The 21,913-nt window shown below is 33.8% G+C and carries 23 protein-coding genes; 13 read left to right on the top strand and 10 right to left on the bottom strand.

Translation table 11 applies throughout. The features are described 5' to 3' along the window. The first annotated feature begins 62 nt into the window (after nucleotides 1-62). Nucleotides 63-359 carry a hypothetical protein gene (locus tag ACF3OC_RS07310; RefSeq protein WP_094281370.1) on the top strand — a complete coding sequence of 99 codons (297 nt, stop codon included), beginning with the start codon at nucleotides 63-65 and terminating at the stop codon, nucleotides 357-359. A 7-nt stretch (nucleotides 360-366) separates the two neighbouring features. After that, on the top strand, nucleotides 367-693 hold the full coding sequence (locus ACF3OC_RS07305; RefSeq protein ID WP_144043725.1) for a hypothetical protein: 327 nt from the start codon (nucleotides 367-369) through the stop codon (nucleotides 691-693). 160 nt (nucleotides 694-853) lie between these two features. Here the strand turns inward: ACF3OC_RS07305 and ACF3OC_RS07300 are convergent, their stop codons facing one another. Together ACF3OC_RS07300 and ACF3OC_RS07295 are read right to left on the bottom strand one after the other, a co-directional pair. Continuing rightward, a complete protein-coding gene (locus ACF3OC_RS07300) occupies nucleotides 854-1,906 on the bottom strand; it encodes an alpha/beta hydrolase (protein WP_094281366.1) in 1,053 nt (350 codons plus the stop codon). 12 nt (nucleotides 1,907-1,918) lie between these two features. Then, nucleotides 1,919-2,479, bottom strand: a complete 561-nt coding sequence (locus tag ACF3OC_RS07295) for a sugar O-acetyltransferase (RefSeq protein ID WP_094281364.1) — start codon at nucleotides 2,477-2,479, stop codon at nucleotides 1,919-1,921. A gap of 108 nt (nucleotides 2,480-2,587) precedes the next feature. Between ACF3OC_RS07295 and ACF3OC_RS07290 the strand changes: the two genes are divergently transcribed. From ACF3OC_RS07290 to ACF3OC_RS07270, 5 genes are all read left to right on the top strand, one after another. Next, a complete protein-coding gene (locus ACF3OC_RS07290; RefSeq protein ID WP_094281569.1) occupies nucleotides 2,588-3,409 on the top strand; it encodes an AraC family transcriptional regulator in 822 nt (273 codons plus the stop codon). 270 nt (nucleotides 3,410-3,679) lie between these two features. Next, the gene (locus ACF3OC_RS07285; protein ID WP_094281362.1) at nucleotides 3,680-4,294 is read left to right on the top strand and encodes a hypothetical protein; all 615 of its coding nucleotides are present in this window, start codon (nucleotides 3,680-3,682) and stop codon (nucleotides 4,292-4,294) included. A 17-nt stretch (nucleotides 4,295-4,311) separates the two neighbouring features. Continuing rightward, a complete protein-coding gene (locus ACF3OC_RS07280) occupies nucleotides 4,312-4,947 on the top strand; it encodes a hypothetical protein (RefSeq protein WP_094281360.1) in 636 nt (211 codons plus the stop codon). Between the two features lie 52 nt (nucleotides 4,948-4,999). Continuing rightward, entirely contained in the window at nucleotides 5,000-5,365 is a 366-nt protein-coding gene (locus ACF3OC_RS07275; protein WP_144043724.1) for a hypothetical protein, read from the top strand. 98 nt (nucleotides 5,366-5,463) lie between these two features. Further along, nucleotides 5,464-5,625 (top strand): hypothetical protein, encoded by a 162-nt coding sequence (locus tag ACF3OC_RS07270; protein WP_179221502.1) that lies wholly within the window; start codon nucleotides 5,464-5,466, stop codon nucleotides 5,623-5,625. Between the two features lie 76 nt (nucleotides 5,626-5,701). Here ACF3OC_RS07270 and ACF3OC_RS07265 read toward each other — a convergent pair whose 3' ends face one another. Further along, nucleotides 5,702-7,153 (bottom strand): TlpA family protein disulfide reductase, encoded by a 1,452-nt coding sequence (locus tag ACF3OC_RS07265; RefSeq protein ID WP_392471225.1) that lies wholly within the window; start codon nucleotides 7,151-7,153, stop codon nucleotides 5,702-5,704. Between the two features lie 209 nt (nucleotides 7,154-7,362). Here ACF3OC_RS07265 and ACF3OC_RS07260 point away from each other — a divergent pair, with 209 nt between their 5' ends. Further along, the gene (locus ACF3OC_RS07260) at nucleotides 7,363-8,220 is read left to right on the top strand and encodes a DUF6929 family protein (protein WP_094281354.1); all 858 of its coding nucleotides are present in this window, start codon (nucleotides 7,363-7,365) and stop codon (nucleotides 8,218-8,220) included. Between the two features lie 43 nt (nucleotides 8,221-8,263). Further along, nucleotides 8,264-8,770: a pyridoxamine 5'-phosphate oxidase family protein gene (locus ACF3OC_RS07255; protein ID WP_094281353.1), complete on the top strand. Its 507-nt coding sequence runs from the start codon at nucleotides 8,264-8,266 to the stop codon at nucleotides 8,768-8,770. An 8-nt stretch (nucleotides 8,771-8,778) separates the two neighbouring features. On the opposite strand, the gene ACF3OC_RS07250 is transcribed toward ACF3OC_RS07255, so the two are convergent. Both ACF3OC_RS07250 and ACF3OC_RS07245 read right to left on the bottom strand, forming a co-directional pair. Then, nucleotides 8,779-9,549, bottom strand: coding sequence for a TIGR03915 family putative DNA repair protein (locus tag ACF3OC_RS07250; protein ID WP_094281352.1), 771 nt, complete (start codon nucleotides 9,547-9,549; stop codon nucleotides 8,779-8,781). Next, nucleotides 9,546-10,802 carry a putative DNA modification/repair radical SAM protein gene (locus tag ACF3OC_RS07245; protein WP_094281350.1) on the bottom strand — a complete coding sequence of 419 codons (1,257 nt, stop codon included), beginning with the start codon at nucleotides 10,800-10,802 and terminating at the stop codon, nucleotides 9,546-9,548. Before ACF3OC_RS07245 ends, ACF3OC_RS07250 begins: the two co-directional genes overlap by 4 nt. A gap of 367 nt (nucleotides 10,803-11,169) precedes the next feature. Between ACF3OC_RS07245 and ACF3OC_RS07240 the strand changes: the two genes are divergently transcribed. The 4 genes from ACF3OC_RS07240 (at nucleotide 11,170) to ACF3OC_RS07225 (ending at nucleotide 16,985) form a co-directional block, all read left to right on the top strand. Then, the gene (locus ACF3OC_RS07240) at nucleotides 11,170-12,285 is read left to right on the top strand and encodes a fasciclin domain-containing protein (protein ID WP_094281348.1); all 1,116 of its coding nucleotides are present in this window, start codon (nucleotides 11,170-11,172) and stop codon (nucleotides 12,283-12,285) included. Between the two features lie 73 nt (nucleotides 12,286-12,358). Then, nucleotides 12,359-13,207: an alpha/beta hydrolase gene (locus ACF3OC_RS07235; protein ID WP_179221501.1), complete on the top strand. Its 849-nt coding sequence runs from the start codon at nucleotides 12,359-12,361 to the stop codon at nucleotides 13,205-13,207. 2 nt (nucleotides 13,208-13,209) lie between these two features. Continuing rightward, nucleotides 13,210-15,999: a TonB-dependent receptor gene (locus tag ACF3OC_RS07230; protein WP_392471220.1), complete on the top strand. Its 2,790-nt coding sequence runs from the start codon at nucleotides 13,210-13,212 to the stop codon at nucleotides 15,997-15,999. 2 nt (nucleotides 16,000-16,001) lie between these two features. After that, a complete protein-coding gene (locus tag ACF3OC_RS07225; protein ID WP_094281342.1) occupies nucleotides 16,002-16,985 on the top strand; it encodes an endonuclease/exonuclease/phosphatase family protein in 984 nt (327 codons plus the stop codon). Nucleotides 16,986-17,144: 159 nt separating this feature from the next. On the opposite strand, the gene ACF3OC_RS07220 is transcribed toward ACF3OC_RS07225, so the two are convergent. The 5 genes from ACF3OC_RS07220 to ACF3OC_RS07200 all read right to left on the bottom strand — a co-directional run bounded on the left by ACF3OC_RS07220 (nucleotide 17,145) and on the right by ACF3OC_RS07200 (nucleotide 21,883). Next, complete coding sequence (locus ACF3OC_RS07220) at nucleotides 17,145-17,657, bottom strand: DUF1062 domain-containing protein (protein ID WP_218823981.1); 513 nt, start codon at nucleotides 17,655-17,657, stop codon at nucleotides 17,145-17,147. A 574-nt stretch (nucleotides 17,658-18,231) separates the two neighbouring features. After that, on the bottom strand, nucleotides 18,232-19,089 hold the full coding sequence (locus ACF3OC_RS07215; protein WP_392471218.1) for an ankyrin repeat domain-containing protein: 858 nt from the start codon (nucleotides 19,087-19,089) through the stop codon (nucleotides 18,232-18,234). Between the two features lie 34 nt (nucleotides 19,090-19,123). After that, a complete protein-coding gene (locus tag ACF3OC_RS07210; RefSeq protein WP_392471215.1) occupies nucleotides 19,124-20,251 on the bottom strand; it encodes a TlpA family protein disulfide reductase in 1,128 nt (375 codons plus the stop codon). Between the two features lie 123 nt (nucleotides 20,252-20,374). Further along, on the bottom strand, nucleotides 20,375-20,977 hold the full coding sequence (locus ACF3OC_RS07205; protein ID WP_392471213.1) for a hypothetical protein: 603 nt from the start codon (nucleotides 20,975-20,977) through the stop codon (nucleotides 20,375-20,377). A 120-nt stretch (nucleotides 20,978-21,097) separates the two neighbouring features. Beyond that, entirely contained in the window at nucleotides 21,098-21,883 is a 786-nt protein-coding gene (locus tag ACF3OC_RS07200) for an alpha/beta hydrolase (protein WP_392471210.1), read from the bottom strand. Nucleotides 21,884-21,913 lie beyond the last annotated feature (30 nt).

Raw genomic sequence — 21,913 nt, 5'->3', positions numbered from 1 at the left:
CCAATCTGTATCCAATTAAGGAAATTGGCTTTGTAGTTTTAATTATTTATAATGAATGAAATATGATAGGGTTTGAGATTACGATAAATAATAATTGTCCTATAGCTATTGCGAGCGATAGTTCTCAACTTTTTTTAATAACAGATCAAAAGAATATTTATTTATTCTCAAGTGGAATTGATAGAAATGAAAATCGCTTGAAATGGGCGGACTTGAAATTAAAGAATGGAGATAGACTAACTATTAAAGTTAAAGAGTTGGATATGATAACTCCGCCTTTATCCATTAAGAAGGAGGATATCAAATACTTGAAGGAAACATATTATAGGCTTAAAGCCAAACTTGAAAAAAAGGGATAATATAATCATGATTGGCTTTATTACAAATCGGAATAGCCATGAATTCCGAATTCCAGATCACCTAGTGTTTACTATTAATATCGATCAACAAAAATTTATTGTTGAAGGATCTGGTTATCTGTTTTCATTTCAGAAATTAAAACCAGGTTTCGAATATGATTTTTTAATTACTGAATTTGACGAACCGTCCCAATTATTATCTCCAATGGATGATTCAGCTGAAATTGACCAAGAGCTTGTAGAGATGATAAATGATGAAAATTGGCAATTGCAGCAAGATTTGCAAGAGTTCCGAAGATTAGAAACGATATTGAAAGCAGAAGGAATTATTTAACCAGAAGCATTTTTACTAAATCTTTGAGTAAATGAAATTTTGCTTACAGATTTCTGTGTTAGTATTATTATCATCTTCTTTGCTACAAGATGAAGCACTACTTATTAATATTGACATAAAAGCCAAAATGAGTACCAATGAACGTTTCATAATATTGTTGTTATTTCAGATGTTCTTTAAAGAATGTTTCCAATTTGTCAAATGGAATAATATCAACCCTATCATACAAATCTACGTGATCGGCATTAGGAATAATCATCAACTCTTTCGGTTCGGAAGCGTTTTTATAAATATCTTCACTGAAATAACGTGAGTGTGCATTTTCTCCTGCAATCAACAGCATTGGTCTTGGCGAAATTTCTTTGAGATAGGTTAAAATCGGCATATTCATAAATGATAATGGAGTGGTAATTGTCCACGAATTGCCCGAATTTACCGAACGTTCGTGATAGCCTCTTGGTGTCATATAATAATCGTGATACTCGATTTGAAACTGTGCTTCTCCACCACTTAATTCATTATACGCAGGTTGATAGGCAGGTGTACCATTTTCCATGTCTTTCCAACGCTGTTCGCCTAATTCTTCTAATGTTTTAGTACGGTCTTCCAAAGTAACCACGTCATTATACCCTTTTGACATTACCCTTGTCATATCGTACATACTTGTTGTGGCTACGGCTTTTATACGTTTGTCAATGGCAGTGGCATTCAAGGAAAATCCACCCCAACCACAAATTCCGATAATCCCGATTTTGTTTCGGTCAATGTTCTTCTGAATACCGAGAAAATCAACCGCAGCACTGAAATCTTCCGTACTAATTTCAGGTGAAGCAACATTACGAGGTTCGCCTCCGCTTTCACCTGTATAAGACGGGTCAAATGCTAACGCAACAAATCCACGTTCTGCCATTTGATTTGCGTACAATCCTGATGATTGCTCTTTTACAGCTCCAAAAGGTCCGCTAATCGCCAATGCAGGTAAAGGTTCGTTTTCTGCATTTTTTGGAATATACAAATCGCCTGTCAATGTTATTCCATAACGGTTTTTGAAAGTTACTTTTTGTCGTGTTACTTTGTCACTCAACTCGAAAGTATAATGTTCTGTTTCTGCTGGATCAATCATATTCGCTGAATTTTCGTTATTAGGATTTGCATTGCATGGCTGCCCTAAAATCATAAGGCTCGCAACTGCTAAAATTGATAATTTTGTCATTTTCTTTCTGTTTTAAACTGTTTTAATGATTTTTGCAGGAATACCGCCTACAATCGTATTATCCGGAACGTCCTTTGAGACTACTGCACCCGATGCTACAACGGCATTTTCGCCAATGGTAACTCCTTGCAATATGGTCGCTCCTGCTCCAATCCAAGCATTTTTTTTGATGTGGATAGGTTTCGGCACTAATGCGTGTCTGCTTTCAGGCTCTAATAGATGTCCCTCTGATAATAAGCTGACTTTCGGTGCTATTAATACGTTATCTTCAATGGTAATTCCTCCCAAATCCAAAAAAGTACAATCAAAATTGATGAATACGTTTTTACCGATTTTGGTGTGTTTACCGTAGTTGATATACAAAGGCGTGAAAATGGCAACGCTTTCGTCAATTTCAGTAGAAATGATTCGGCTCAACAATTCTCTTATTTCGTTCGGGTCGGTTGCATTGTTCATCTGTACTAATAATTCTTTCGTTCGGTATGAAGCCTCACGCATTTTGTACGCTTCAGGGTCGTTTGGAAAAATAGTTTCACCTTTTCTCAATCGTTCAAAAATATCTGTTGTATGCATTGTGTTATTATTTACAACAAAGATAAGGTGATTAAAGATGTATTATGTTACATTATTATCGCAAATAATGTCAAATATTACCTATTTTTATTTAAATCATTATTTGAAATGAGTACAACAGAAAATCAAAAAGTTATCCTGTATAAAGCAGCTTCAACAACTCAATTTCCTGAAGATTTTCAAGCTCGCTATCACACACATATTTATTGTCAAAGTGGAATTATGAAATTTGTATTCAATGGCCGGAAATACCATTGCAAAAAGGGCGAATTTATTTTTTGGCTGGCGGGTCTTGGTATTTCGGAACTATCTTTTTCCGCAAATTTTAAAGCTACTCTTTTATTTGTGGACCATGACTTATTGATTGAAAACTTACCAAGTATTACGGTGAGTATAGACAGCGTTATTCATTCCAAGGAGAACCCGATTTTGCACCCAAACAAAGAACATAAAGAAAAAATTCTAAAAAACTTTCAGTTGTTGTACGATAAATCGCAGGAAACCAACCACCGATTTGGCGAGGAAGCATTAAAGCTTCAAATGCAACTTTTTCTTTTGGACATGTGGTATATTTTTGAAGATGAGCTCGACAGGCGGAAACGTAGTTTACAAAGTGGCACGTTGTATGAACGATTTATGCAGTTGGTGCAGGAACATTGCATGAAAGAACGGGAAGTGCGTTTTTACAGCGATAAACTGAACATCACCCCCAAATACCTCAATTATATCTGCAAGGTCAACACCCGAATTACCGCTTCAGAATGGATACAACGATATACAAAAGAACTAATAATCAAACTGTTGCAAAATAAAAACCTCAACATTTCGGAAATTGCCGATGAAATGTTTTTTTCGAGTCGCTCGTTCTTTACTCGTTATGTAAAAAAATTACTGGGAGTCACTCCGAAAGAATTTAGGGAGCGGTTGTGAATCTGGTTATCTGTTTTCATTTCAGAAATTAAAACCAGGTTTCGAATATGAGTTTTTGATTACTAGATTTGATGACCCGTCCCAATTATTATCTCCAATGAATGATGCAGCTGAAATTGACTAACAGCTTGGATTGAGGCTTTTTTTGTACCCGCCGTATTTTAGATAAAGTAATAAACTTGAAAAAAACAGTAAATTCAAAATGAATAATGAACAGATCATATTCACCTATCGTAAAAAGAGGCCGTAACAGTTATAAGCTATCTTAACATGAAAAAGATAATATTATTTCTTTTTGTCATTACACTATTTTCTTGCAAAGGAAGCTCAGAAAGAGGGCTCCAGAAGGACAACAAAGCAGTTTCAAAAGGAGATAATGTAGTTGCCTCGGCTAAACCGGATACTGTTTATGAATCAAGTAATGTAATGCAGGTAAAGGATATCCGATTCAACGGTAAACTAAAAAGGTTTTTCACTTTCAAAGAGTTTGAACAGGTTTTTGGGAGGCCGGACAGTATCAGGTTGTTGAAGGATGAAGAACCATGCGTCACTATCTTCGGCACTGAAGTCCCTGAGGATAAATACTTGTACAAAAACGGTTCACGTTTTGAAAATAATAAAGACAGTATTGCCGTGGATGAGTTTTGGTTCCAGCAAGGAAATTTTATCACTTATAAGGGCAACAGAATAGACGCCGGAACAACAATGGAAGATATCCAGAAATTGTTTCCTACTGCTGTAAAAGGAGTATTAGAACTCGACAAAGAAGGAAAACTATGGGTCGTGAAGCTCAGGGAAGATGTCAACGGTTTTTCCGATGGCCATATCAAACTGTTTTTTAAGAACAACAGGGTTTATTTTATGCACTGGTGGTTGCCTTGTTAATAATAATTGGAGAAAAAATGATAAGAATTACTGCCTTTTTATTGATAGCCGCGTATTTCCTGTCATCATGCGATGACAAGTCGCAAAAGGAAAACAGGGTCTCACAGACAAAAACGGAATCTGACAATAAAAATGCCGTCCTTGCAGATACTGCTCAAGAGATCCCCCCTGCTTCAATCCAGTTGTTGGAAACACTTCCTGTCCGAAATTTTCCGATAACTGACAGCACAGGTTTCGATAATTTTAATCAGATCGGGATTCCTGATAACGGATTTTTAAAACGTATTCAATTTAATCCGGAACATACTGAAGCAAATGATTTCAGATTGAATTATAAAATACCCTTTTCAGAAAACTTTACCTCCTTAGTGATTACCTATCAGCGCGGCGAACATGAGTTAATCACAATGTTGTTAACAGTGAGTAAGGAAGAAAAAATAATAGATAGCTTGGAAATTTCTTATGATGAGATAGCGGAGTCTGCGTTTTCAAAATCCAGCACGATAGAAAAGAACAAAATAACCGTAACGGACTGGAACTGGATGAATGGAGATAATCCGATCTCTGAAACGCATAGATATAAGCTGAATAGCAAGGGTACTTTTGAAAAAATTGAAAGGAATTCCGAACAATTCAGCGATCAAATAAAATAGCATGAAATTTTTTTTAATGAAGGGATTAACTCGTTCAAATAAAATTATACGGATGAACATAAAACTACTTTTATCAGCTATACTTTGGAGTTTGGTTTGTTGTACCCCCTATAAATTTAAACGCTATGAAGGTTTTATATATCAGGCGGAAAAACCACTCCCCCATGTCGAAATTTTCGAGCAGGATAATCCCGAGAATAGGACACAGACCAATGCGGAAGGATTCTTTAGTTTAAACAAACGAGAAAACGCTGTGTCAAGATTTTTAATGGTCAGAAAAAACAATGCCATCATTGACTCTATTCAGGTAATCCGTACGTCTGCTGGAGAACAGCTTGCATACTATTTTACTGAAAGCAGGAAAGACACCTTATTCCTTAAACCGGAAACGGACGAGATGAATATGGAAAGGAAGTAATTTTATTTGGGGAATAATTCAAAATAATTATTCAATTTTCACATTGAGTTATATGTTTTTATAAAAAATTAACCTATTTTTAATAAAAACAGACCAATATGAAAAGGAAAAACATATTTTTAACATTTGGAATATTAATTATTATTTCCGCAGCTGCATTTGTACCGAAAGAACAATTAACTCTTAGAGCAATCTTAGGATTAATTGGCGTGATATTTATCATTATGTTCTTTCTTTCCAAAAAACAAAACGCTACTTAATAGTATTATAAATCACTTAAAATCAGTATCAATTTTTCAGAACTAGTCACAAATTATTGGCGGCTCTAATCAATAGTTAATCTCGCAATAGTAAACTTATACTATTCAGAATTTCTTTTGAGCCAGGACGCGGTGCATTTGCATTCCAAATATTTCCATTTGTATCTATCAATACATAACGTGGTATTGATTTTATCTGTAATTCTGTAAGCAATTTATTATCAGCACCTACTAAATAACTGTTATCCATATTGAGTTTATATTTTTCAACTGCTTGTTGCCATTTATCCATATCCTGATCTATGGAAAAATAAAGAATAGAAAACTCCTTTTCTGAATATCTTTCTAATAATTTATTTGAATTAGGAAACTCTGCTATACAAGGTTGGCACCAACTTGCCCAAAAATCAATTAAAATTACTTTCCCCTTATGCTTATCTATAATATCTTTTAACAAAATAGGGTTATTAGATTTGGAGTTTAAATAGCTCCCATTGGCAATTAAATCTTGTTTTTGATTGAGCATAGTGACTTTTTTTGTTAAAAATTTAGAATATGGCATTTCTAATTTTACAAAATTTTGGTAATGATCTTTTGCGATAATATCATTCATAATCGCTAGATAAACATATCGAGAAAGAAGGAAGTCTTTGGCTTGAGGTTGTATATTCTTGTTCATAAAACTAATTGCAGAATCAAATTTTGTTCTATTATCTAATATATCCTGAATATTAGCTGCCAAATTAACCAAATTGCTATTCACGAAATAATATGGAAAACTCCCCTCAAAACCTAAACTACTTGCACTAGAAGAAACAACAGATAATTTTGAGGTAAATAGATTTAAATCCCTTAAAATCTTTCTATTATTTTGATACAATAAGATAGAATCATTCACTGCTGCAATATTAATAAAGTCATTACTCTTCTTTAATGCCGAATCAGACATGGTAAATTTTACATGATATTCTTGTAAAAATTTTAACCGATCTTGTTTAAGTTTATTTATTTCAGTTTCAACTAAATTGATATTAACCTGCGAATTAACTCTTCTATGTTGTGGCGGTAAGTCGAAAACAAATGGAAAAATTGCCCCATGTTTTCTTATTACTTCCTGCATAAATGTTATAAAATCATTTCTTTGTTTATTATTACTTCGAATAACAACAGAACCATCCGCTTCTGATCTAGAAAAATAAATGCTGTCTCCTTCGGAAACCCAAATAGGAGCTTGACTTTTATCAGATAATATAATAAATCCCTCAGTCCCTGATAAATCAATTGATAAAGAATCTAATAGTTTGAATGGTGTCCCGAAAAAAAGAGAATCATGTTGAAGAAAATTTAAATTCAAATCGTTGATTTTAGCTCCTTTATTTTCTAAAATAAAAATAACCTTATTACTTTTTTCGGTATTAATATTTGCAGATACCTGGGTAGATATTTTTGATTCATTGTTTACAGAACTTAAACAAGAAAATAGGCTTAATACAGATAATAACAAAGTAAATTTATGCGTATTTAACATAACGATATTTGTTTATCAAAAAAGGTAATTAATTAAAATTATAATCACTAAATTAACTCAAATATTAAAGTTTAGCAACTATCACAGTACCACAATATTCTTCTTGCAGATTCTTTTAGAAAAAATGCAACGTTCTGAAACGAAGTTCACTCTTTCATGTAATTATGATATATTAGATAACCAATCTTTCGTAAATATTATTGGTTAATATGATGCAAGAATATTACTTAAAGAAGTTTTTACATATCCCCGGAATTAGTTCAGCCTCTGGACTGGAATTTTTGGATGGGCATATTTATCTGGTATCAGACAATAGCAACTATCTTTATGATTATCGGATCTCAGAGAATCTGCTCAATAGGCATGTCCTTTTACCAAGCCCGAAGATGGAAGGTATCGAAAAACCTCAAAAACTAGACTTGGAAGCAATGCTCTTTACTGCTGACCGAATATATACTTTCGGCTCTGGTTCTACTCCTGTGCGGGAACGGGGATTTTCCATTTCCAAAAATGACTGGAAGAGTACTGAGCTAGACATGAGAAATCTGTACAGTGCTATGAAAAAGTCGGCTAATATTACAACTTCTGATTTTAATATTGAAGGGGTAGCGATCCATGGAGACAGCTGGATTTTCTTAAACCGTGGGAATGGTCCAGCTGGCCGTAATGTAATTTTCAAGGTCGAAGGAGATGATTTATTCAAGGACTTCAAGATCACTTGCTTTGAAATTGACCTGCCACAGATTGATGGTTTGGTATTTGGGTTTTCAGGTGCCTCGGTAATAGCTGATTCACTTTATTTCATCGCCACTGCTGAAGAAGGATTATCAACTTATGAGGATGGTGAAATCGGAGGAACAATATTCGGAAAACTAGATTTAAAAAATATGAGAATTGATCACTGTCAAAAAATTTCAGCAGATCAGAAATTTGAAGGGATTACTCTTTTTGAAATGCAAGCAGATATGATTTCTTTCCTATTGTGTGAGGATAGCGACGGTAGTTCCTCTTTAACTACGATATTCAAGCTCGACATCATACATTCAAAAAGGTTGAATATCAACTAAACAATTCTTTCAGCTGCATGTTAACTTTTATAAACAATTGATCATGGCTGAAAAAATATTAAAGAACAAAGAGGCTCAAGAGAAACTTAAAAGCATAGTTGATAAAATTGATGTTGGAAATATCTGTACTTATGATGCAAATTCAGAATTTCCTCACGTCGTACCGATGAGCAGACAAGAGGTTGATGAAGACGGAAATATTTGGTACATATGTTCTGCAGAAAGTGAAACTTATAAAAATTTAGAACAGAACAAAAAGATATCCTTAATTTATGGAGATCCAAAAGATTATACCTTCATAAGTATTCATGGGGAAGCAAGTCTATCACGGGATCAAGAACGTATTGACAAATATTGGAATAAGATTATGGAGCTTTGGTTTCACAAAGGAAAGGAAGATCCCAATATTAGATTAATCAAGGTGGATCCGGAGGAAGCTCATTATTGGGATTCAGGATCGAATAAATTAGCAACCCTTTTTGGAATGCTAAAACAAGTAATCACTGGTGAGCGAAAAGATATTGGTGAAGAAGGGGAATTGAATCTTTAAACCCCTACTTAAAAAGCTTTAACATCTTTTTCTACTAGGTATTTCCAATAACGTTTTGGAACATGGCGGAGGTGTAATTTTAAATTCTTCCGCTCTTTAATATTGGTGCTTTTGAAATAAGTTTTCCAAAGATGTTGAAATTCTAATTCTCTAGGGTCCAGATTTAATTCCAGATTATAGGGATTTTGAATTTCTTCGGAGAGGGATGGTCTTACCTCTTGTAATGTTTTATTCTGGAAATGGTAGCCATAATTTCTTTTTAAATCATAAATCAACCAACTCTGATCGGCAAATCGATTTTTAAAGAAATTTAAGATTAAGGGTAATACATTAAAATCAGGCTCAATTAGTGCGGTATATAAACCATCATTTGATTTTACAAAACGGATAAATGCTTTCATACGATGTCTTTCTCGACTAACTTTTTTTAAATTCTGATGTATTTGCAAAATTTTAGAATTTCCAAAATCCCGAATATTTATCGATCCTTCTTTAAATAATTGGATCAATAGCTGTACTCCCAAATGCCAAGAATTGGGTTCATCCATTAAAAAATTACAATAAAAGAAATTTAGACCATCCTTCCCTAATTTTTTTTCAATCCCATTCAAAATTCGCTTAGCTTTGTCCTCATTAGTGACCAACATTCTAGATTGCTGAAATATATCTGAAATTGGTTGATCTATTTTTCGTGGATGGATATCCCACTCCTTTCTTTCAAAAGCTTCAAAAACACAAGTCAAATAACCTTGATAACTTGAATCAAATAAATAAATCATGCAAATAAGTTTAATTGTAAGGAATGATTCATCGGTTGAAGGATTTCTGTCTTTTCGGTCAATGCTTTCTTGATATTTTCCGGATAATAAAAGCCTTTATTGATTACTGTATCTTGACAACGCATGAAATATTTTGCTCTATTGAATGCAATGCCCATTTTTTTAAGTTGATATTCATGCAATCGACCGTATTTTCTAGCTTGTACAATTTTATTTGCGGAAGTACGGCCAACCCCAGGAATACGAATAATCCAATTGTATGAAGCCGTATTTACATCGATGGGAAAATAATTTAGATTTCTTAGAGCCCAAGATAATTTTGGGTCAAAATTCAAATCCAATTGTTGAAAATTTTGGTTGAGGATTTCATTTAATGAGAAGCCATAAAATCGCAATAACCAATCAGCTTGATATAAACGATGTTCTCTTATTAAAGGTGGTTCGGAACCAATTTTAGGTAATAAACTATCGTTATCATTAATGGGAATATATCCAGAATAATATACACGCTTCAATTGATAATCTTTATAAAATTGATTCGCTGTTTTCATAACCTCCCAATCTGTTTCTGGCGTTGCCCCCACAACCATCTGCGTACTTTGTCCTGCAGGAACAAATAATGGCACATTTTTCATGACCTTTTTATCCCTTTTCAGGCTTAAAATTTCATTTTTCACGATTTCAAGAGGTTCCTTTACCGATTGGTGATCTTTATCAGGTGCGACCAACTTTAAACCCTGTTCCGTTGGGATCTCCAGATTTACACTCATGCGGTCCACATATAATCCAGCTTCTTTTAATAAAGCTTCACTAGCACCTGGAATAGCTTTTAAATGAATGTAACCATAAAATTTCTCCTCGGTACGCAACTTTTTAACCACTTGCATCAACCTCTCCATCGTATAATCTGCGGATTTGAATATGCCAGAACTCAAGAACAACCCTTCTATATAATTTCTACGATAAAAATTCATGGTCAAATCTACTACCTCCTTGACTGAAAATGCTGCCCTTTGGACATCATTGCTTTTCCTACTGACACAGAATGAACAATCATAAATACAGTAGTTGGTCATTAAAATCTTCAATAATGAAACACATCGCCCATCTTCTGTATATGTGTGACAGATGCCACTAGCGGATGCATCACCAATGCCACCTTGATTTTTCCTTTTCCCACCGCTAGAACTGCAACTTACATCATACTTAGCAGCATCTGCCAGAATAGTTAGCTTCTCATCAAACCCAATCATATACTCAATAAATTAGTAAGCAACTGCTAAATTACTAATTTTTTTAGTTTTTTTTTGTTTGATTTAATAATAATTTTATTAATATTAAGGAAGGAATCACCAGGTAAATCGTCATTATTGAATCTAAATTCTGCCCCCCTTTAATAGGACGATCTTTAATCCTCATTAAAATTTTGAGAAGATCAACAGATTAAATTAAAAAACATTAAAACAATAAATCATCAACCAACTATTTATTTAATTTTAAGTTAAATTTAAAAACAACTCCACTAATGATTTAACGATGTTTTAATACTAGTTACCCAAAATAGACAAATTTCATTTTTAATTTTACAGAAATTATTTTAACATATAAACAATATTAAAAATGAAAACAAATCTATTATCCCTATTATTGATTTTTTCAGTTGTCTTATTCAGCTGTAAAAAAGATAAAATTGTACCTAAGGTAACTCCACCTCCAAAACCCACGACTACAAAGGAAGTTAAGAATCCCTTTAAAGGAACTGTCTTTGAAAATTACGAATCAAATAAAGACTATTCCTCTTTCCTATCCTTGGCATCAAAATCAGAGATTTCACCTGAGTTGTTAAAGCTCAAAAACAACTACACCTTAATGCTGCCTGACAACAAAGCAGTGGATGCCTATTTAAAGGACAAAAAATTAGCTTTGGACAAGATCAGTAAAGAACAAGCTTTAGCGATCATCCAATATCATATTATTCCTTCCAAACTAGATAAGGATCAATTTGTTGCTAAATATAAATATGAAGCCTATAAAAATACGGATGGTAAATTTCACTATCATTCTTCCTACCATCAAACGATGTTGAGTTCGAGTTTTGGTGCGAAACTAAGTTTATTCGTATTTGGGGAACAAAAGTGGACCGACAAAGCAAAAGGAAAAGTTTTCATTAATTCTACGTTTGAACAAGACAAAGAAATTGAAAAATTCTTTAAGGGTGAGCCAGAAAACAAACTCCCTGTTATCGAAGTATTGGATTTCGACAAGACTGAAGTAAAAGCAAACTCCGCTATTGTATATAAAATCTCAAATGTATTGGTTCCATTAAACATCAGGCAGTTTTTTGTTGTGGACCGAATTAACAACTCCGATATGATCAAGAATTATATTGGCGATGAAATCAATAAAAATCTTAAAGGCAAAAAGAATATTACAGTCTTTATCCCACAGAGAAGATCTGGAGACCGATATTCAATTTTACAACTTTTCAAATTGGTTGGAAGTGCCAAAAATATTTTCCAATACCTCTCTCTAAACCAACCTTTGGAATTCAGTAAGCTTGGAAATAGTGCTGTGACCAATTTTAATGGAGAGAAGTTAATATTTGACACCAAGAAAGATGAAATCACGGATAGCAATAACCTAAAAACCAAAGTAATCATTAAGGATATTGTCAGCACTGATGGAGTATGCCATTACATTGACGACATTCTAGCTCCAAAAGGCCTAGGTATCTAAATTCTCGTTATCAAAATAATCGATTATGCTACGTGCCAATCATTTATTTCATTATAGCCTTTTATGGGCTATAATGATTTTAATTCTGAGTTCTTGTACAAAGAAAGAAGTGGAAATTGTGACCGGAAGGGGTCAGGAACATCAAAGGCTCTATAATATTTCATATGGCGAGGGTTTGAGAAGACAAATGGATGTGTTCCTCCATGAGGAAAGATCGTCGGATAAACCTTTTTTGATTTTTGTACATGGCGGTTCATGGGCATTTGGAAGTAAGCTATTGTTGGCTGGTCTACAAGAAGAAATGCTGCAAAAAGGTTATTCATCAGCTTCCATAAACTACTCTTTTGTGGGACCTAAAACAAATTATACGCATCTCCTATATGACCTTAATGTTGTTGTAAATGAAATAAAAAAGCAATCTTCCAAATGGAACATTGCAAAGGACCAATACATCATGATTGGCCATAGTGCGGGAGCTCATCTTTCCCTATTATATGGATACTCCCAACAAACAGGAAAAGATGTTAAAGGCTTGATTTCATTAGCTGGTCCTACCGATTTTACCAATGAGACTTTGGTTAAATCAATGATCGCCAAGAAGCACCCTTTATTGGACCTGATTGAAATGATGGTAGGAAAACCTGCCGACCGCAAAAACCCAATTCCCCTTCCTGCTGAATATAAAGCTGCAAGTCCAGTCCATCAAATAAAGCAATTGATTCCTACCCTAATTATTCATGGTAAAAAGGATGAAACAGTGCATATATCACAAGCTGAAACATTAGCTACGGCCTTAAAGTCAAAAAAAATCAATCATGAATTTATCACGCTTGATGCTGATCATTCGCTCGGATTATTCGATGGAAAAGACTCACATAAAATATCAAACCTATTGTTCAACTGGATAGAAAAAAACAAATAATTATGCCATTCGTTAAAATAGGGTTTGTATTCATCATCTTATTGATGATATCTAGTATTGTACAGGCCCAGGAAATAAGAATATCAGGTAAAATAACTGATAACAAAGACAATCCCTTATCTGAGACAACTGTTAAAATAAATAAATCTGAGGTAAAAACAGACCATAGCGGAGCATATAACTTAATTGTACCGACTACAGGAAAATATGAAATTATTATTCATCGATTAGGCTTTAAAAGTATCAATCAAACAATTGATATTAACAGTCAAAATCAAGTTTTTGATTTCAAACTTTTCCCGATGGATTATCATATTGAAGAAGTCTTGATAAGTACCCAAAAAAGGGTTCAGAATAAGGTCGATGTTCCAATTACGATTGATGTTCTGGGCGGCGAAAAACTAAATCGTTTGAATCTACAAGAGCTAAATGAACTTTCCGCCTTTACGCCTGGGGTTCAATTGGCAATTCAAAGTGTAAATAATCCAGCATTTGTGATTCGAGGGATTACCTCAGATGATTTAGATCCAAGGTCACAGCCTAGAGTATCTCTAAGCATGGATGCTGTACCAATCTCTAGGCCAGCTCTAGCTGTTTCTGAATTATTTGATATGGAAAGAATTGAAGTAGCAAAAGGTCCTCAAGGAACTTTGTTGGGAAGGTCTGCACAAATTGGAGCCATTAACATGATCCGTAAAAAGCCAATCAAAGATCAGCAATTAGACTTCAAAGGACAATACGGAAATTACAACCGAAGGTTGATCAATGCAATGTATAATTCAGGTTCTGAAGATTCCAGATTTGCGAACAGATTTTCATTAGCCTATCACGCGCAAGATGGATTTGTAAAAAACCTTTCTGGTGGTACATTAAATGGGAAAAACACCTTGGCATTCCGTAATTCTAGTCGTTATTTCCTGAAAAATGATGGGACAGTTGACCTTATCCTAAGCTATCAACATGATGATGCTCCAGGAACCTCCTTCAAAAATGGGGTATGGAAACCAAAGAATGGGGACTTGAAACCATCAACTTTCGCAGATCTGGATAAAGGAAAAGAATTAGGAATAAAACGGGATGTATATAGCGCAACTTTATTACTTGATCAAAGACTTTCTGAATCATGGACCTTGTCCACGGTCACCGGATTTAATAAATATGATGCCAAAGAAAATTTTGATATTGATGGTACTGCAGCCCATGTTATCAATGGAATGGATCATTCCTTTGGCAAGCAATTCTCTCAGGAATTAAGGCTGAATTACAACAGAGGTAATAGGTTCAATGGATTTATTGGGTTGAATTATTTCTATGAAGACTCTAAGGAAACGGTTGGATTAGATGTGAATGAACAAAATCTTTTCCCCGCATTTGCTTCTAGCCTATTCAATGCGCAGTTCAAAAAACAACTGACAGGAGCTTTTAAAAACATGGGCGACGGAGCTTCAAGTTTTGCTCAATATACAGGGGTAGTCAACAATTTAGTGGATAAGATTTTTCCTTTAAGTCCTCCGCTATTATTGAATGGAGTGCCTCAACCCTACAGAACAATGCCTAACATATACGAGATGCTAAGCTATGAGCTGAATTCCATGAATTTTATGGCTGTATTACCTGCTGAATATCAAGCTTTACTCAAACAGCTGGTTCCTTCTGGTGAATTGACAGCTGATGTTTTAAAGAACTTAGTGAATAGGTTTGCTGCAGAACAGGCAGAACAATTGAATGCTATTTCAGGAGCAGCATTGAGCCCATCTCATTATGAAAGTTATTCTTTGCTCGGGCGAACTAATTCATTTGATGTTTTCTTAGATGGCACCTATGATCTTACTGAAAAACTACAATTAACTGCTGGTATCAGGGGTACTTTTGAACGATTGACAGGTGGATATCTAGCGCCAGAATCTAAAGACCCGAGCATTATCGCTCAGATGCAAAACAAAAACAATAATCTGCTTGCACCAGTTGCCAATGATTGGATTACGGAATCAAAGAACTACTTCTCCTATGTAGGTCGTTTGGCCATGAATTACAAATTTCATAGCCAACATAATATCTATGCAACAGTGTCAAAAGGTAGAAGACCTCCGGTAATTTATATCTGGCCTGGAGCCAACAAAAATTTAAAGGCGGAGATTGTATGGAACTATGAACTAGGTATCAAAGGGATATACAACAATAAACTGTCATATGCTTTTGCAGGTTATTATTATGATTGGTCAAATTTCCAAACAACGAGATTAGTCCAAGTAGAAGGAACTGTAGGTGTACAACCTGTTGCTGAAGATGCTGGTAAAGCAAGGTCCTATGGTTTTGAAGGAACACTCGAATACCAACTACTGAAATCATTGAATGTATTTTCTAATTATGCTTATGTGGATGCCAGGTTCAACGAGAAAGATTCTCAGGGAAACCAACAGGTCTTTGCAGGCAATACGTTCAGAATGGTACCTAAGCATAGTATAACCATTGGTTTTAATGCAACACATGAATTATCTCCTACAAAACAGATTTTCCTCAGACCGAACTACAATTTCAAATCCAAGGTTTACTTTGAAGACGAAAACCGCGAAGTGCTTTCTCAGGAAGGGTTTGGAATCATGAATGCGACCCTAGGGTTCAAGTTCAAAAAATCAAATAAACGCAGCTTTGAAATTGGCGTTTTCGGCAAAAACATCCTTGATCAAAAATACGTGATGGATGCTGGAAATTCTGGTGACAATATTGACTTGCCTACGTTTGTGGCTGGTCCAAGAGCAATTTATGGAGCCTCTTTTGGATTAAATCTATAATCATGAAGAAGACTTTATTCCTTGCCATACTTTTATTTGGAATCTTAGCTGTTCTGCCTATCTATATCTATTATTGGGCAAGCGGACAGACTCATGATAAGCGAGCCGTTAGTCAAATCATAAGACTATCGGACCAGACCTTGAGTTCGTCTTCAAAAAATGATTCTACTCTAAGTATTATGACTTATAATATCGGCTACCTAAGTGGCATGACCAATAATTTACCAGTAAAGCAAGAGAGAAAATTCCATAAACAGAACCTATCTTTTATGAAATCTTTTCTCAAAGAATTAAATCCTGATATTGTTGCTTTCCAAGAAATAGATTATGGCTCGCATCGCAGCTTTGAAATTGACCAAGAATTTGAATTGGCCAATAAGCATTATCCTTTTGCTGCAAGGGCAACTAACTGGGACAAGGAATATGTTCCCTACCCCTACTGGCCGATCAATGTTCAGTTCAAAAAGATTATTTCTGGTCAATCCCTAATTTCAAAATTCGAAATTAAAAAACAGAAGATAGATACATTAGCTAGTGTGGAAAGTGCTCCATTCTATTACAAGGCTTTTTACCTGGACCGTCTGGCTCAAATATGTACTTTAAAGTTCGAAAATCAAGATATCTTGGTCATCAATGTACATCTTGAAGCCTTTGATCAAGATACCCGACAAAAGCACTCTGAAACGGTCCTTGAATTATATGAAAATTGCATCAAAAGATATCCAACTATTTTAGTAGGTGATTTTAACAGCAGTCCTGAAGAGAGAAATCCAACAATTAAGACATTCTTGGATAAGAACATTCAGGCTGCAGCCATGAATGATAAAGGCAACTTCTTTACCTACCCATCTGACAAACCAGCAATGCGGTTGGACTATATCTTCTTCAGCGATCATTTTGAACTACTGGAAAGTCGAGTAATAAAAGAAGTTGGTTCTGTTTCTGACCACCTGCCGGTGTATGCAAAGTTGAAGTTGATAAACTAGGAATAAGTTGCTGGAATTTGACTATTGACAAAAAAAGATCACAAAAAAAGCTTCAATGATTGAAGCTTTTTTTGTGATCCGATATATTCGAAAGAGAGAGCTTGTCAAAATTGGCAATAAAGAACTCAGGGTATGATTAAAAAGTTTTTAAGCACTTTTTTATTTGTTGTCCCACAAACCATAAATCTCTCGAAATCTCTTTATATTGATCTGGACGACATCTCCATTTCTTACCTTATATTTCCTCAGAAGAGGGCTATCTTGAACACATATAACTTTTGCTTCAATCAATTTATTCAGTTGACTTGTTGAAAGGTTTAGACAGGTCTTAATGATGGACGATGTTTTAATTTGAAAATTAAAAGGATAATCAATTCGAAAGACTATTGAAATATAGTCAGACTTTAATAAATCCTCTAGTGGATCGGCATTGTATTTTATCTGATATTCAACACTGCCAAAGTCAATTTCGACATTATTTTTCTTTCCAATTTCTGATGAAAAGGCATATTCCCACGCTGTTTCTTTATCATTCTTAGAAAATTTATCGAACAAACCTTTGTCTATTAGATCTGATTTAGTTCTGGACAAGATGGTCATATTGAAGGTATTATCACAGCTTGAACATCTGTAAATTAACCAGATATCTATGTTCTTTTTTTGAGCATTCATTCTGAACTTCTCACTGCAATAAAATTTATGGTTTTTGCAACGGTTGCATTGTTTATTTAAATGTGGAGGATTAAGAACTTTTATCCTCCATGTACTTTCCTTAATCATTATTTATAATCTCGCTTAATAAATTCTTTAGTGAATTTTTCGATATCATTCAGAATGATCGTAGGCAGCTTGGAATGGATGAGTTTATTGAATCATACAAAAACACACTATGAGATTGCTCAATAATGCAAGGCTACGAATGAATGATATGATGAAATGAAAAACCGGTTAGGGCAGAATTACCCCAACGAAAGAATTATCAGCCTGTGGTTTTTGAGGCTAATATTAAGCTACTATAAATTTAAGAGTTGTTCTCAAAATATAAGATGTATATGTTCTTATGCTAAATATATTTAATTTCAATCAAGATTTAACAAGAAATTATCTTTTAATTTTAAGTTCTGATTGAATTGTTCATTATAAAGGTTCATTTCTTATCAAAACTGTGAGCTGAAATTATGATTTATTATTTTGAGCAGGATTCGAAATAATGTCTATTTAAAATGTATTAGAAATAATATAGCCATTATTCTAATAAAGGAATAATATCTGTAAACTTATGTTCTCTTGCCAATTCCAGCGCTGTTTTCCCAAATGAAATATCATCTCCACAATCGAAGGTTTCAGGTTTATTTTTATCTACATTTTTACCAATGAGATATTTTACCATTTTTAAATTATTTTGCCTTACAGCAATAATCAAGGCAGTTTCACCATTACAATTCGAATAATTGAGTTCATCCTTTGAGAGGTTTAATAAATCTAACACTTCATAATCAGATTTAATTACTGCCTTTTCGAATACCCAAATTTTTCCTCTTACATCACCCAATTCTTGATTGGCTCCTTTTTGCAAGAGTAATTTTGCTCCTTCATAAAACTGATAAAATCCTGCCTTATTGAAAGCTTCATTATTTTTGATATCACATCCAATTTCAATCAAATACTTCAAGATCTCCAGTCGGCCATATTCGGATGCAGTCAATACTGCTGAAAAATCTTTGTCATGAATATTCGCACCTCCTTCAACTAACAACTTTACTAATTGTACATTATCGAAAGTCCAGATTACAGCCTGTAATGGGGGAATTTTATTTTTAGGAGCATAACTAGCAGGGAATTCTGTTTCCAACATTAGTTCAACTTTTTTAGCATCCTTATCGAATATAGCTTTGTAGAATTCTTCAACCGTTTCAGTTGATGGGGTATCAATTTGAAGGGATTGATTTCCTGGTTTTATATCATTGTTCTGTTGTGCGTTATCAGCTTGGACTTGTTCATTTTCACTGATATTATTGGGGCTTTTAGCCGATTTTTCAACTTTGTTTTCGCATGAAAACAAAATAAATATTATTCCAAGAAACAGTGGAAGGGGATTATTCATAAAATTGTATTGAATCATTCTACATTTTCATGATCTAATGAATTGATGATTGTATGGAGGCAAGTATTTCATTTGATATTTTCTTACTATAGCCAGACCATCCTTTGATAATTTTTCCCTTTTTATCAATCAAGTAAAAGGTTGGATATCCATTAATATTAAATTTATCCAAATTGCCCTTTGTATTCTCATTATTTAAGAAGAATCCATAATTGACAGCAAAACTTTGGTTCATTTTGAGGACTTTTTCCTTATTGTCCAATGGATATAATGAAATAATTTTCAAATTCTTATTTGTAAACTGTTCCTTAAGCATGTTTAACATTGGAATAGATTGCATACAATGTGGACAACCAACCCAAGTAATATTTAGCAAAACTGTATTCCCATGAAAGTCCGACAACCTCACTTCCTTTCCATCCTCATTTCTAAATCCTAGAACTGGTGAATCAGTTCCTTTCTCTAACAAGGGAATAATTTTGCGCGGAACTTCCAGCTTAATATGTTCAGGAATCCGCATATCTGAAATATCCAAGAAGTTAACATCGTCCAATTTCAGATTTGTAATCCAATGTTCTTCAAAAAATACAATATGGGTTTCTGACTCGTCAATAAACCCTTCATTTTCTACTCTCAAATAAGCTGGAATATGATTTTTTTTATCCACTAATAAAACCAATCCAGTGTAAACCCTTTTCCCATGTTCAATGGAATCAAGAGAAACATATTTATAATATAGATATGGAATGTCATTAACTATGGTATCTTTTTGAGGTAAAAGGAATTTACTTTTGGGATTCTCCTTAAAGAAACGCTGTAACCTTTCATTGAAAGAATTATAAATTAATCCTGCAAATTCATTTGCATTCTTAAGTCTGTAGGTACTATCATTTTTATCAATTAATACCAACTTATTAGGATCTCTCCAGGTTTCATATTTTGCAGTTTGGACCTTAATAAGGGTATCCTCTTCTGTGTAATCAAAGTAAGCAATTGCAGTATCTCGAAACAGCTGATCACTAAAAAGATCTTTTTGTAATATATGGTCTGTATAACTAATATTTTTTGCACTAAGCAGTGGTTTAAATATTTGTTCCAAATCCTGGGCACTTAAATGATTTATGATAAAAAACAGGTATAAAAATGGAATTAACTTTTTCATAAAATGGTTGTAATTAATGGAAAGTTAAATGATTTTTGAAGAGTAGCTAGTTTATAAAAAAATTGATGTATCTCGCCTAAACATCTAATATATAAAATTTTATTTTTTTGATTCTTCAATAAGCTAATCTTTATATACAACAAGTCTTATCTCTCTATAACCATTAATATTCCTTTTAAACATAAATAAATATGCATTGAGTCCATCTGCTCTTTTAAATTTTAAATCATCTCTATAAGTCTTGTCACTGTCAGTAATGTGTTCAATATTTTTTACGATAGGATTTCCGAATTCTCGATAAAGAAAATTAGCTAATGAATCAAATTTTAATTGAAAAAAATCAGCATTTTTCTCATAATTTTCATCTTCAAAAAAGTCATCTTTCTTATGTTTGACAACGATCCATTCGTATAGTATTACTTTTACCAAACTGTCTTTTTCCGAATAGAAATAGTTAGTTTTAAGATTAAAAATTGGCTTATCGTAAATTTCATAAATCTGAGGTATCCCCAAAACATAATTCTTTTTATTGGGATATAAATCTTTTCCTAATCCAAATTTATGTTTTGGAGTAATATCTTTTGATCTACTTTCATTTTTGATAACAGTTTTTAAATGGAGATTATCTAATTGAAAAGTATCCTTATAATGAACGACTAGTTGTTTTGAAATGCATGAGGTCAAAATAATTAAACAGATTGCTAATATTAAATTGGTTAGTTTCATTTAATTGGTATTTATTTCAAAAAATAATTCAAATAATTAATATTAAAAACAATCTAGTTATCAACATATTAGGAATAAATAGTCAGTTAATTAATTTATGAGAGTTGCAATAATAGGAGCCTATAATTTTTCCAAGGTCCAAAGAATAGCTTGTTCTTTTTTTGCTCTGAAAATGGTAGAGTGTTCCTCGTTTGGTTCAGGGGCAAATCCCCAGTCTAAATTTGGGGTATCGGTATTCTCTAGAATTTCCGCTAGTTTGTGCGTATTATTTGAGATATCCGTAGCATTGGATCCGGCGAACCAAAGTGCCTTATGATCAGATGGTAATTTTGCCAGATGTTCTTTGGCAGAATTCAGCAAACTGGAATTGTTCCACCATAGTGAAGGGTCAAAGGCAATGTAATTCTCAAACATATCTGGATCTAGAAAGAATGTTTCCATTACAAAGAGCCCAGCCAAGGATTCGCCAATGATAGTTTTTCGATGAGTTGTCCGGTATCGTTTGTTGATTTCAGGGATAAGTTCCTCTTTGATAAAAGCTCTGAATTTTGCAGAACCTCCTACTACAGGGGCAATTTCTTTATCTTTTGCCACTTCAGTAGGGCCAGTTAAGTCTCTTCTTCTTTCAGTATTTTCTATCCCCACAAGAATCAAAGGATCTATCTTGCCTTCTTCAACTAGCTTTGCTAAAGTATTAGCAATATGTGGAAAATCTTCTTTAATTCCGCCATCTGGCATATACATAACTTCCAAGGAGTCCGTACTAGTCTTATAATTTTCGGGAGTCCACACATTTATCGTCCTATCCTCATTTACTTGAGCGGATTTAATGGTAAAAGTTTCATGAACTGGAATTGGATCATTATGTTGAGTAGGGTTCGAACAACTTGAAAATAATAATAGCATTAGGAAAAAATAATATAGATTTCTCATTCA

The organism is Sphingobacterium cellulitidis, from assembly GCF_043187465.1.
Taxonomy (GTDB): Bacteria; Bacteroidota; Bacteroidia; order Sphingobacteriales; family Sphingobacteriaceae; genus Sphingobacterium; species Sphingobacterium cellulitidis.
Note: the sequence above shows the minus strand (reverse complement) of the source record. Positions and strands in the feature narration are given on the sequence as shown.

What these genes read in the sequence shown, in the direction of transcription:
- ACF3OC_RS07310 (WP_094281370.1), top strand. Translation starts at nt 63, where the DNA reads ATGATAGGGTTTGAGATTACGATAAATAATAATTGTCCTATAGCTATT.
- ACF3OC_RS07305 (WP_144043725.1), top strand. Translation starts at nt 367, where the DNA reads ATGATTGGCTTTATTACAAATCGGAATAGCCATGAATTCCGAATTCCA.
- ACF3OC_RS07300 (WP_094281366.1), bottom strand. Translation starts at nt 1,906, where the DNA reads ATGACAAAATTATCAATTTTAGCAGTTGCGAGCCTTATGATTTTAGGG.
- ACF3OC_RS07295 (WP_094281364.1), bottom strand. Translation starts at nt 2,479, where the DNA reads ATGCATACAACAGATATTTTTGAACGATTGAGAAAAGGTGAAACTATT.
- ACF3OC_RS07290 (WP_094281569.1), top strand. Translation starts at nt 2,588, where the DNA reads ATGAGTACAACAGAAAATCAAAAAGTTATCCTGTATAAAGCAGCTTCA.
- ACF3OC_RS07285 (WP_094281362.1), top strand. Translation starts at nt 3,680, where the DNA reads ATGAAAAAGATAATATTATTTCTTTTTGTCATTACACTATTTTCTTGC.
- ACF3OC_RS07280 (WP_094281360.1), top strand. Translation starts at nt 4,312, where the DNA reads ATGATAAGAATTACTGCCTTTTTATTGATAGCCGCGTATTTCCTGTCA.
- ACF3OC_RS07275 (WP_144043724.1), top strand. Translation starts at nt 5,000, where the DNA reads ATGAACATAAAACTACTTTTATCAGCTATACTTTGGAGTTTGGTTTGT.
- ACF3OC_RS07270 (WP_179221502.1), top strand. Translation starts at nt 5,464, where the DNA reads ATGAAAAGGAAAAACATATTTTTAACATTTGGAATATTAATTATTATT.
- ACF3OC_RS07265 (WP_392471225.1), bottom strand. Translation starts at nt 7,153, where the DNA reads ATGTTAAATACGCATAAATTTACTTTGTTATTATCTGTATTAAGCCTA.
- ACF3OC_RS07260 (WP_094281354.1), top strand. Translation starts at nt 7,363, where the DNA reads ATGATGCAAGAATATTACTTAAAGAAGTTTTTACATATCCCCGGAATT.
- ACF3OC_RS07255 (WP_094281353.1), top strand. Translation starts at nt 8,264, where the DNA reads ATGGCTGAAAAAATATTAAAGAACAAAGAGGCTCAAGAGAAACTTAAA.
- ACF3OC_RS07250 (WP_094281352.1), bottom strand. Translation starts at nt 9,549, where the DNA reads ATGATTTATTTATTTGATTCAAGTTATCAAGGTTATTTGACTTGTGTT.
- ACF3OC_RS07245 (WP_094281350.1), bottom strand. Translation starts at nt 10,802, where the DNA reads ATGATTGGGTTTGATGAGAAGCTAACTATTCTGGCAGATGCTGCTAAG.
- ACF3OC_RS07240 (WP_094281348.1), top strand. Translation starts at nt 11,170, where the DNA reads ATGAAAACAAATCTATTATCCCTATTATTGATTTTTTCAGTTGTCTTA.
- ACF3OC_RS07235 (WP_179221501.1), top strand. Translation starts at nt 12,359, where the DNA reads ATGATTTTAATTCTGAGTTCTTGTACAAAGAAAGAAGTGGAAATTGTG.
- ACF3OC_RS07230 (WP_392471220.1), top strand. Translation starts at nt 13,210, where the DNA reads ATGCCATTCGTTAAAATAGGGTTTGTATTCATCATCTTATTGATGATA.
- ACF3OC_RS07225 (WP_094281342.1), top strand. Translation starts at nt 16,002, where the DNA reads ATGAAGAAGACTTTATTCCTTGCCATACTTTTATTTGGAATCTTAGCT.
- ACF3OC_RS07220 (WP_218823981.1), bottom strand. Translation starts at nt 17,657, where the DNA reads ATGAATGCTCAAAAAAAGAACATAGATATCTGGTTAATTTACAGATGT.
- ACF3OC_RS07215 (WP_392471218.1), bottom strand. Translation starts at nt 19,089, where the DNA reads ATGAATAATCCCCTTCCACTGTTTCTTGGAATAATATTTATTTTGTTT.
- ACF3OC_RS07210 (WP_392471215.1), bottom strand. Translation starts at nt 20,251, where the DNA reads ATGAAAAAGTTAATTCCATTTTTATACCTGTTTTTTATCATAAATCAT.
- ACF3OC_RS07205 (WP_392471213.1), bottom strand. Translation starts at nt 20,977, where the DNA reads ATGAAACTAACCAATTTAATATTAGCAATCTGTTTAATTATTTTGACC.
- ACF3OC_RS07200 (WP_392471210.1), bottom strand. Translation starts at nt 21,883, where the DNA reads ATGCTATTATTATTTTCAAGTTGTTCGAACCCTACTCAACATAATGAT.